11 protein-coding genes and 1 other RNA gene are annotated in these 9,406 nt (G+C 72.6%); 4 read left to right on the plus strand and 8 right to left on the minus strand.

From position 1 onward, the window contains the following. Window positions 1-223 (plus strand): sensor histidine kinase (locus VM840_02415; protein HVL80429.1); only part of this gene is annotated, 223 nt, incomplete at its 5' end. A 164-nt stretch (window positions 224-387) separates the two neighbouring features. Continuing rightward, window positions 388-642, plus strand: a complete 255-nt coding sequence (locus VM840_02420) for a hypothetical protein (protein ID HVL80430.1) — start codon at window positions 388-390, stop codon at window positions 640-642. On the opposite strand, the gene VM840_02425 is transcribed toward VM840_02420, so the two are convergent. The 5 genes from VM840_02425 to VM840_02445 all read right to left on the minus strand — a co-directional run bounded on the left by VM840_02425 (window position 606) and on the right by VM840_02445 (window position 5,822). Continuing rightward, on the minus strand, window positions 606-3,437 hold the full coding sequence (locus VM840_02425) for a bifunctional [glutamine synthetase] adenylyltransferase/[glutamine synthetase]-adenylyl-L-tyrosine phosphorylase (GenBank protein ID HVL80431.1): 2,832 nt from the start codon (window positions 3,435-3,437) through the stop codon (window positions 606-608). The genes VM840_02420 and VM840_02425 overlap by 37 nt on opposite strands. A gap of 48 nt (window positions 3,438-3,485) precedes the next feature. Further along, window positions 3,486-3,847: RNase P RNA component class A (rnpB, locus tag VM840_02430), an RNA gene on the minus strand. Between the two features lie 51 nt (window positions 3,848-3,898). Next, window positions 3,899-4,552 carry a histidine phosphatase family protein gene (locus VM840_02435; GenBank protein HVL80432.1) on the minus strand — a complete coding sequence of 218 codons (654 nt, stop codon included), beginning with the start codon at window positions 4,550-4,552 and terminating at the stop codon, window positions 3,899-3,901. Further along, a complete protein-coding gene (locus tag VM840_02440; GenBank protein HVL80433.1) occupies window positions 4,549-5,073 on the minus strand; it encodes a metal-dependent hydrolase in 525 nt (174 codons plus the stop codon). The genes VM840_02435 and VM840_02440 overlap by 4 nt, the downstream gene beginning before the upstream one ends. Further along, window positions 5,070-5,822 (minus strand): hypothetical protein, encoded by a 753-nt coding sequence (locus VM840_02445; protein HVL80434.1) that lies wholly within the window; start codon window positions 5,820-5,822, stop codon window positions 5,070-5,072. Before VM840_02445 ends, VM840_02440 begins: the two co-directional genes overlap by 4 nt. A 63-nt stretch (window positions 5,823-5,885) precedes the next feature. On the opposite strand from VM840_02445, the gene VM840_02450 reads away from it, so the two are divergent. Both VM840_02450 and VM840_02455 read left to right on the plus strand, forming a co-directional pair. Beyond that, on the plus strand, window positions 5,886-6,536 hold the full coding sequence (locus VM840_02450) for an alpha/beta fold hydrolase (protein HVL80435.1): 651 nt from the start codon (window positions 5,886-5,888) through the stop codon (window positions 6,534-6,536). Further along, the gene (locus tag VM840_02455; protein ID HVL80436.1) at window positions 6,533-7,399 is read left to right on the plus strand and encodes a crotonase/enoyl-CoA hydratase family protein; all 867 of its coding nucleotides are present in this window, start codon (window positions 6,533-6,535) and stop codon (window positions 7,397-7,399) included. Before VM840_02450 ends, VM840_02455 begins: the two co-directional genes overlap by 4 nt. 22 nt (window positions 7,400-7,421) lie before the next feature. Here the strand turns inward: VM840_02455 and VM840_02460 are convergent, their stop codons facing one another. From VM840_02460 to VM840_02470, 3 genes are all read right to left on the minus strand, one after another. Further along, window positions 7,422-7,667, minus strand: coding sequence for a hypothetical protein (locus VM840_02460; protein HVL80437.1), 246 nt, complete (start codon window positions 7,665-7,667; stop codon window positions 7,422-7,424). A 9-nt stretch (window positions 7,668-7,676) separates the two neighbouring features. After that, entirely contained in the window at window positions 7,677-8,729 is a 1,053-nt protein-coding gene (locus VM840_02465; GenBank protein HVL80438.1) for an ATP-binding cassette domain-containing protein, read from the minus strand. Further along, the coding region (locus VM840_02470) for an ABC transporter permease (protein HVL80439.1) at window positions 8,726-9,406 on the minus strand (681 nt) is incomplete at its 5' end. The genes VM840_02470 and VM840_02465, both read right to left, overlap by 4 nt.

Genomic DNA, 9,406 nt, shown 5'->3' on the forward strand with positions numbered 1-9,406 from the left:
GGTGGAGCTGTGGGTGGCCGACGACGGAGAGGGGGTGGATATCTCGCTGGTCCCGTCCCTGTTCGAGCCGTTCACCCGGGGCGCGACGAGCGCGGGGGGCGACGGCACAGGCCTCGGGCTCGCCATCGTCCGTCGTCTCGCGGAGGCGATGGGGGGGAACGTCTCCTACGAGCCCGCAGACCCGCAGGGCGCCCGGTTCACGGTGAGCCTGCCCCGACCGTAGGGGTCCGCGCGGGCGGGGGAGGCACCTCCCCCGGGAGCCGGGGCTCCTCATCCCCGGTGCCACGGTCCCGGCCGGGGGGGCTAATGGAGCAGCCGTCCGGCCCGATACAACGGGCGAGAGGGTCGGGCGCAGGGTCCGGTTCCGGCGATCTGGGAGAAGCGAACATGAACGTCACGCTCAACGGGGTCATCTCGGTCAGCGTCGAGGACGAGTGGCTCTTCGACGGTCAGCCTCTGCCGGTGTCGTTCGTGTGCGACCTCTCGGAGGACACGGTGAGGTTCGAGGACGGCAAGGTGAAGATGAGCTTCAGCGTGCCGGTCGAGCTCGCCATCTCGGAGGAGGAGTGGTCGCGCGCCGTAGGAGAGGTCCTCGCCCGCGCGGTCTACACGGGGTCGCCGGGAGACGCTCCCTCTCCGTAGAAGACGCGGTCGCAGACCTGGCGGGCGCGACGGGTCACCCGCCGGTACTCCTCCATGAAGGTCGACCGGGCCAGCCGTCCGTAGCCGAGGCTGCGCGCCAGGCGCTCCACCTCTTCGTCGGCCGTAGGTAGGACGTCCGTCGGCAGGCCCCGCAGCAGGTAGAGGTGGTTGCGGACCCTGTTCAGCATGAGGTAGGCGTCGCGCAGCCAGGCGGCGTCCCGGGGGTGGACGAGGTCCAGATCCCTGAGTGCGTCGACCGCCTGCAGGGTGTTGGGGGTGCGCAGGGCGCGGTGGCGATGTCCGTGCCGCATCTGCATCAGCTGGACGGTGAACTCCACGTCCGCGAGCCCGCCGACCCCGAGCTTCACCTGGAGCCGCGGGTCCTGGCGCGCCTTGACCCGCTCCCGCTCTATCCGAGCCTTCATCTGCCGGATCTCTGTGACCTGGTCCGGACCGAGCTCGGCGGGCCACACCCGGGGGGCCGCCTGAGCGAGGAGCTGCTCGGTGACCCGCGGGTCCCCCGCGACGTGGCGCGCGCGAAGCAGGGCCTGGAACTCCCACGTCTGGGCCCACCGCTCGTGGTACTGGCGGAAGCTCTCCAGGGACCGGACGAGCGGTCCGGCCCGCCCCTCCGGGCGCAGCTCGGCGTCCACCCTGAACACGGGAGGTGTCGACCCCAGCAGCTCCGAGAGCCGATTCGCCACGGCCGTGTGGTAGAGCCTGCTCTCCGTCCCGTCCGGACATGACACGTCGCGCTCGTGCACGAACATGACGTCCAGGTCGCTCGCGTATGAGAGCTCCTCGCCTCCCAGCCGGCCCATCCCGACCACCGCGAAGGCGTCCCCGGACGGCGCCCCCGTCCGGGCGTCCTGCTCGGACCGGGCCACCGCCAGTGCGGCCTCCACCGAGGCATCCGCGACCCACGACAGCTCCCGCGCGCCCGTCACGAAGTCGTCCCCGCGGGAGCTGCCGAGCCCGTCGACGGCGATGGCCAGCCAGTGCCCGTCCTTCCACCGCCTCAGCGCGGACACCGCCGATCCGGGATCGGCCGCGCGCGACACGACCGCGACCGCTTCTGAAACGAGCGCCGCCCGGTCTGCCCCCCGTTCCTGCTGGAGGGAGCCCACCAGGGCCGGGTCGCGCTGGAGCAGCGAGGCCAGGACGGGCCCGGTCCCGAGGGCGCGGCAGAGCGCCTCGGCGACCGGGGGCTCGTCGCGGAGCATGACCAGCAGGTGCGGGAGCGACTCGAGGGCTCGGGAGAGGTCGAGCAGGTTGCGCAGGCCCGCGTCGGGGTCGGGCGTCTCGGCGAGCCACGCGAGGAAACCGGGCAGGACGACCCTCATGAGCTTGGCTCGCCGCGAGGGTCCGGAGGTCAGCGCCACGATCGACTCCCGAGCGCGAGGCGGCCGGTCGAACCCGATGGCGGCCAGCCGCTCGAGGGCCCCTTCGGGGCGCATCGCCGGCACCTCGCCGAACGCCTCCAGCAGGGGACGGTAGAAGAGCTGCTCGTGGATGCGCCGGACGACGGCGGTCGTGCGGCGCCAGCGGTCCTCGAAGGCCTCCAGCGCCGTCCGTCCCGGCTCGTCGCGGTACCCCAGGCCGCGAGCCAGGTGCTCACGCCTGGGGGCCTGGGTGGGGAGCGTGTGGGTCTGCCGGCCCGCGACGAGCTGCAGGCGGTGCTCCACGTGTCGCAGGAAGACGTACGCCTCGGCCAGCTCGGCCGCGTCCTCCTCGGCGACGAACCCCTCCGCTCCCAGCAGGTCGAGGGCTTCGAGCGTCGACCGGACGCGCAGCTGCGGGTGGTGGCGGCCATGGACCAGCTGGAGGAGCTGGACGGCGAACTCCACGTCGCGGATCCCGCCGCGACCGAGCTTCACCTGGCGCTCGTGCAGGCCCCGACGCTCCACCTCCTGCTCCGCCCGGGCCTTCAACGCGCGCACCTGCTCGATCGCCTCGGCCCCCAGCCTCTCCGGCCAGACGTAGGGGTGGGCCATCTCCAGGAACCGCTCCCCCACGTCTTCGTCGCCGGCTGCGAACCTGCACTTGATGAGCGACTGGAACTCCCACACCTCGGCCCATCGTTCGTAGTACGCCTTGAAGGCATCGAGCGAGCGCACGAGGGGGCCGTCCCGCCCCTGCGGCCGGAGGTCGGCGTCGGTCCGGAAGATGGTCGGTGGGCCGTTCATGGCGTCCATGAGGGCCCGGGCCGTCCCCTCGGCCGAGTCGGGGTCCATCCCCTCCGAGACGAACAGGACGTCGATATCCGACGCGTAGTTGAGCTCCCGTCCGCCGTACTTCCCCATCGCCATCACGGCCAGCCCGCTGCCCGGCTCCACGAGACGACGCAGGCATGCGTCTCCGAGGTCGGCCAGGGCGGCTCCCGTGCGCTCGAAGGACGGACGGGTGGGCTCGTCGGTCAGGTCACGTGCGGCTATCGCGGCGAGGGCGGCGTCCTTCATCTCCCGCAGGTCGGCGCGTTCCCGGACCGGACCCCCCAGGATCTCGCCGGCGAGCCCGTCCACCCTCGTAACGAGCGAGGCGAGGTACTCGCTGAACCCGAGCGTGGCCATCAGGGACCGGGCCGCCCCCGGGTCGGCGAGGGCAGCCTCGACGGCCGGCGCAGGCAGGGCGCAGAGTCGGCGCAGGGCCGCGTCGGGGTCGGCGGTTTCACCGAGGAGGTCCAGGAGCCGCGGCCAACGCCCGTCCACCTGCCAGTCGGACGGGAGCTCCCGGGCCGCGGCGGCCGGGTCGCGGAGCCCGTAGCGCGCCAGGGCGGCCGTGTCCGACGCCGTCATGGACGAAGCCTAAAGGAGAGGAGGCCCCGTCACGTGCTCGGGGCCTCCCCATGGTGCGGTCCTGTAGGCGGGATCCTGTCCCCCCTCACGGGGGTGGCGACCATCCATCTCGGCGACGCGTCACCGCGCCGCTCCAGCGGCCTACCCGGGAGCATCGGACGGGCCGCCCGCTCCCTGCTTGGCCTTGCTCCGGACGGGTTCGCCTAGCCTCCCCGGTCACCCGGGGAGCTGGTGGGCTCTTACCCCACCGTTTCACCCTTGCCTGTGCCTCTCGGGCCATCGGCGGTCTGCTCTCTGTTGCGATCGCCGCGGGTCTCCCCGCCTGGGCGTTACCCAGCATCCTGCCCTGTGGAGTCCCGACCTTCCTCGGCGCCCACCGAGGTGGGCGACGCGGTCGCCCGGACCGCTCCACGCCCAGTCTACGCGGGCCCCCCGAGGCCGGCACCTGCGCCGGGATCGGCCTAGGGCGGCATGGGCGCCGGCGGCGGCCCCTCCCACAGCGGGTCGGCCAGGTGAGTGGTGTCGTTCAGGAGACGGACGCGCCAGAGCTGGCTGCGCGCCCCCAGCAGCGTTATCGAGCACGGGTCTATCTCGAAGGCGAGCAGCGCGACGTACGGCGCATGGACGAGGCGGCGGACGAGCGAGAGGACCACTCCCCCGTGCGCAACGGCCACGATGGTCCCGCCGTCGTGGGCCTCGGTGACCTCGTCGAACCACCGGCCGGTGCGGTCGAGGACGGACGCCCACGACTCCCCGCCCGGCGGGGGGACGTTCTCGTCACCGATCCAGGCCGAGAAGCCATCCGGGTCGCGCTCCCGCACCTCCGGCGAGGTCAGCCCCTCCCAGTCGCCGAAGTCGCACTCGACGAGCCTGTCGTCGTGGACGGGGTCGATCCCCACGGCCTCGGCTATGGGCGCGGCGGTGGTCCGGGTCCGGAGCATGGGGGAGACGTACAGCGCGTCGACGGAGACCTTCGACATCCGTCGGGCGGTCAACGCCGCCATCCGCTCCCCGGCCTCCGTGAGCGGGACGTCCGACGATCCCGCGAAGCGGCGCTCGACCGACGCCGGGGTCTCCCCGTGGCGGATGAGGATCACCCGGGTGCCCGTCCTCACGGGGTTCGCTCCCTCGCCATCTCGAGGTGGCCGGTGCGGACGAACGCGCGCAACCCCTCGCGGTTGAGCATCCCGTGCGCGGCGAACATCCACAGGAGCAGGCCGGCCCCCAGCGCCTCGAGGAGCAGGATCTGGGGCTGCAGGTAGACCAGCCAACCTCCCTCGATCGGGTGCGCCGGCATCTCCCATCCGAACAGCGGCCACCAGAAGACCCGAGGCTGCGCCCAGACCCCATCGAGCGCGAGGTGCAGGAGGGAGCCGACGGGGACGAGGACCAGCCTGCGTTTCCCCCGGCCCCGCATGAAGAACAGGACGCTGAAGAACAGGACGTTCACCAAGAGCGAGTGCCCCCACAGACGTCCGGAGTCGAGCTGGTCACGGAACAGGACCCTGCCCACCGGCTTGTCGACGAGGTCGGGCAGGATGGACCCGAGCATGGCGAGCCGGTAGTCCAACCGCGTGCTGCCCCGGAACACGAACCAGAGGATGGCGAGCGTCGCGCCGGTGTGCCAGAGGATCACTCGACCACGAGCAGGCGGCGGCAGTGCTCGCAACGGAACAGCTGCTCACCCTCGCGGGCCTTCCGCTTTATCCGGTCGACCTCGACCGCGGACAGCGCCTCCCGGCACGCCGTGCAGACCCCCTCGCGGAGCGCTCCCACGCCCACCCCGCGCTTCGTCGCGCGCAGCTCCTCGTACCGGTCGATGACGTCCGGCGGGACCTGTCCGGCCAGCCCCGCACGCCGGGTGTCCTCGACCGCCAGCTCGCGGTCGATCTCTTCCGTCCGATCGGAGATCCTCCCGCGGATACCCTGAGCCTCGACCTCGAGGTCGGCGATCTCCGCCTCGAGCTTCGCCCGCTCGGCCTGCAGCTCGTCGCGGCGGACCATGAGCTCCAGGTCGGCGTCCTCGAGGGGCGCCCGGCGGCGTTTCAGCATCGCGATCTCGTCGGACAGGGCCCCGACCTCCTTGGGGTTGGTGACCTGGCCGGAGTACATCTTCTTCTCCTCGCGGGAGATCTTGTCGTCGAGCTCCTGCACCTCGCCGTCGAGCCGCTTCATCTCCTGGTTCACCGACCCGAGCTCGGCGTCGACGCGTGCCACCGCCGCCTGGACCTCGGCGATCCGTTGGGTCATGGAGGTGAGCTCGAGCTTCTCGGGGAGGGTCTCCTTGCGCTCGTTCAGCCGGTCGATGGCCAGGTCGACCTGCTGGAGGTCGAGCAGGGGGCGCAGAGATGCCGCTCCGGGCGGCGCTTGGGTCTCCTCGGCCATCGCGGACCACTCTAGCCGAGCGCACCATCCGGTACCGGGGGTCGTCCGGATAGTCTGCCGGGCATGGAAGAACTGCGCGTGAGCTGGGGCGGCGGCGAGGTCCCGGTCGTGCGCCACCGTTCGCAGGGAAGCGCCGACACGGTCGTCGTCCTCGGGCACGGGGCCGGAGCAGGCATGTCCAGCCCCTTCATGGGCATGGTGGCGGAGGAGCTCGCGGCCCGGGGGTACGACGTGGTGCTCTTCGACTTCCCGTACCGGGCCGCCGGGCGCAAGGCGCCCGGGAGCGCCGCGGACAGCGAGGCGGGTCTGCGCGCGGTCGCCGAGCGCGTGGCCGATGGACGACGACTCGTCCTGGGTGGGAAGTCGTACGGGGGACGGATCGCCTCCCAGGTGGTGGCCCGGGGCTTCGGATGCGATGCGCTCGTGTTCCTCGGTTATCCGCTGCACGCCCCGGGGCGCCCGGACAAGCTCCGCGACGAGCACCTCTACGCGATCACCGTCCCGATGCTGTTCCTGCAGGGGACGCGCGACACGTTCGCCCGCCCCGACCTTCTCGCGGCGGTGACGGGCCGGCTCCCGACGGCGGAGCTGGTGGAGATCGCCGACGGGGACCACTCGTTCGCCGTCCGGCAGAGACCGCCGCGCGAGGTGATAGCGGAGCTCGCCGGCCAGGTGGACGGGTTCCTCAGACGGATCGACGGAGGATCGCGATGACCTACGAGCAGATCTCGTACGACGTGTCGGACGGCGTGGCGACCGTAACGCTGGACCGTCCGGAGAAGCTGAACGCGTTCACGCGGACGATGCTCTACGAGCTGCTCGACGTCTTCGACCGCATCGACGGCGACGACGGGGTCCGGGCGGTGGTCGTCACCGGACGGGGTCGGGCGTTCTGCGCGGGCGCGGACCTGTCCGGGGGCGGTGGCACGTTCGATCGCGACCGGCTCGGCGAGCCGTCCGACGAGACCCTGCGCGACGGCGGGGGCCGGGTCACGCTCCGCGTCTTCGACTGCCGCAAGCCCGTGATCGCGGCCATCAACGGCCCGGCGGTCGGGGTCGGCATCACGATGACGCTCCCGATGGATGTCCGCCTGGCCGTGCCGGACGCCAAGATCGGGTTCGTGTTCACGCGGCGAGGCATCGTGCCGGAGGCGGCGTCGTCGTGGTTCCTGCCCCGGCTGGTGGGCATCTCGACCGCGGTGGAGTGGGGGTTCACGGGGAGGATCTTCACGGGAGCCGAGGCTCACGAACGAGGACTGGTGCGCAGCCTGCACTCACCCGAGGAGCTGCTCCCGGCCGCCTACGCGCTCGCCCGCGAGATCGCCGACAACACGTCCGCCGTCTCGATCGCCCTGACCCGGCAGATGTTCTGGCGGATGCTGGGGGCGCCGCACCCGATGAGTGCCCATATCGCCGACTCGCGCGCGATGTACGAGATGGGGCGCGGGCCCGACGCCGCCGAGGGGGTCACGTCGTTCCTCGAGAAGCGCCCGCCGAACTTCCCCCTGAAGGTGTCCACGGACCTCCCCGACCTCGGGTGGGAGCAGCCGTCGTTCGAGTGGTCCGGCCCGCGGTAGGCCGGCCGGACCGATCCCGGCGTCACCTCGGCGGCCGGTTGATGGCGCCGCAGAGGCATCGCATCAGGACCTCGTCGTAGTTGGGGGCGGGCTGGGCGTCGTCGTGCGCGACGAGGACCCGCCGGCACGCCCCGCAGACCCAGTCGACCCCGCCGGTGTAGCCCCGGACCATCGGGGCCTCCGTCTGTTGGTCCACGACGGTTCGGCCGTCCCGCTCCGCCTGCACGACGGAGACGAGCGACAGGTTGCGCTTCTTGCCGTTCGCCATGCGACGAGCCTACGCCGGATACGCCTGCATCTCGGTGGACTTCACCGAGACCCACACGTCCGCCCCGGGAGCCAGGGCGAGCTCCTCGCAGGCCTCCCGCGTCACCTCCGACACGATCCGGGGCGGACCGTCCACCACCACCCTCACTCGGTCCCCCGTGGCTGTGACCTCTGCGACCTCGCCCCTCCAGACGTTGCGCGGCGTCCCCTCGGGGTGGGTCCGGTACAGCGCGACGGTCCGGGGGTGGAAGACCACGAGCCCCTCCCCGTCGGGGAGCCCGGGCACCACGAGCTCAACAGCGCCCCCCGTCCTCATCACCCCGGACGAGACGCGTCCCCGGACGAGGTTCACCCCGCCGAGGTCCGCCGCGTACGCCGACCGCGGCCTCGCCGCCACCTCGGACGGGCTCCCGGACTGCACCGCCCGCCCCTCCTCGACGATCACCAGCCTGTCCGCGAGCGTGAACGCGTCGGCGGGATCGTGGGTGACGAGCAGGCGGACGCCCGCGAAGCTCGAGAGCGCGTCGCGCAGGGCCCGCCTCACCGCGGGTCGGGCCGTCACGTCCAGGGCGGCGAGGGGCTCGTCGAGCAGCAGGACGGGGGGCTCGGTCACCACCGCCCTGGCCAGCGCCACCAGCTGCGCCTGGCCCCCGGACAGCTCCCTCGGACGGGCCGAGGCGAGGTGCTCGAGCCCGAACCTGGACAGCGCCGCGGCCGCCCTCCGCCCGGCCTCGGCACGTGACGCGCCGTGACACCGGGGACCGAACGCGACGTTGTCGAGTACGGACATCCTCTCGAACAGGAGGAGGTCCTGGAACACGACACCCACGTGGCGGTGCTCCGGCGGCACGTGGACACCGGTCCGGACGTCGTCGAGGACACGGCCCCCGACCGAGACGTGGCCCGCGTCCAGGGGGATCAGCCCGGCGATCGCGCCGAGCAGCGTGGACTTGCCCGCCCCGTTCGGGCCGAGGACGGCCACGATCTCCTGTGATGTGGCGGTCAGGTCGATGTCGAGCGTGAACGACCCGCGCGAGACGACCACCCGAGCCTCGAGCGTCATCCCGACCGCAGCCACATCCCGCGCAGCGCGACCAGGACGGCCAGCGACAGCGCCACGAGGAGGACGCTGAGTGAGATGGCGGCGTCCAGGTCGGTCTCGAGGAGCGAGTGCACGGCGAGCGGGAGCGTCTGGGTGCGGCCGGGGAAGCTCCCGGCGAACGTCACGGTCGCCCCGAACTCCCCCAGCGCCCGGGCGCCGGCCAGGACCGCCCCCGCGAGGGCGGCGGGTCCGACGGCGGGGAGCGTGATGCGGCGGAAGACGGTCCAGGGCCGGGCGCCCAGGGTGCGGGCGGCATCCTCCGCCCGTTCGTCCATGGACCGCATGGCCCCCTCGACGGTGAGCACGAGGAACGGCATCGACACGAAGGTGGCGGCCAGGACGGCCGCCGTGGTCGTGAATGGGATCGAGATGCCGGCCGTCCGCTCGAGCCACTGTCCGAGCAGGCCTCGGCGTCCGAACGCGGCGAGCAGCGCGACCCCCCCGACGACCGGGGGGAGGACGATGGGCAGGGTCGTCACCGCCCTGAGGAGCGTGATGCCGCGCGCGGTCGACCGGGCCTGGACCCACGCGAGCGGGAGCCCGAGCACGACAGAGAGCGCGGTCGCGGGGCCGGTGGTCACGAGGGAGACGCGGAGCGCGGCGGCGGCCGCGGGCGACGCGAACGCGCGACCCGTGCC

It is taken from the genome of Actinomycetota bacterium, from assembly GCA_035540895.1.
Lineage (GTDB): Bacteria > Actinomycetota > JAICYB01 > JAICYB01 > JAICYB01 > DATLFR01.

Coding starts and splice junctions, on each gene's coding strand:
- VM840_02465 (HVL80438.1), bottom strand. CDS start 8,729: ATGACGCTCGAGGCTCGGGTGGTCGTCTCGCGCGGGTCGTTCACGCTC.
- VM840_02455 (HVL80436.1), top strand. CDS start 6,533: ATGACCTACGAGCAGATCTCGTACGACGTGTCGGACGGCGTGGCGACC.
- VM840_02460 (HVL80437.1), bottom strand. CDS start 7,667: ATGGCGAACGGCAAGAAGCGCAACCTGTCGCTCGTCTCCGTCGTGCAG.
- VM840_02450 (HVL80435.1), top strand. CDS start 5,886: ATGGAAGAACTGCGCGTGAGCTGGGGCGGCGGCGAGGTCCCGGTCGTG.
- VM840_02420 (HVL80430.1), top strand. CDS start 388: ATGAACGTCACGCTCAACGGGGTCATCTCGGTCAGCGTCGAGGACGAG.
- VM840_02425 (HVL80431.1), bottom strand. CDS start 3,437: ATGACGGCGTCGGACACGGCCGCCCTGGCGCGCTACGGGCTCCGCGAC.
- VM840_02445 (HVL80434.1), bottom strand. CDS start 5,822: ATGGCCGAGGAGACCCAAGCGCCGCCCGGAGCGGCATCTCTGCGCCCC.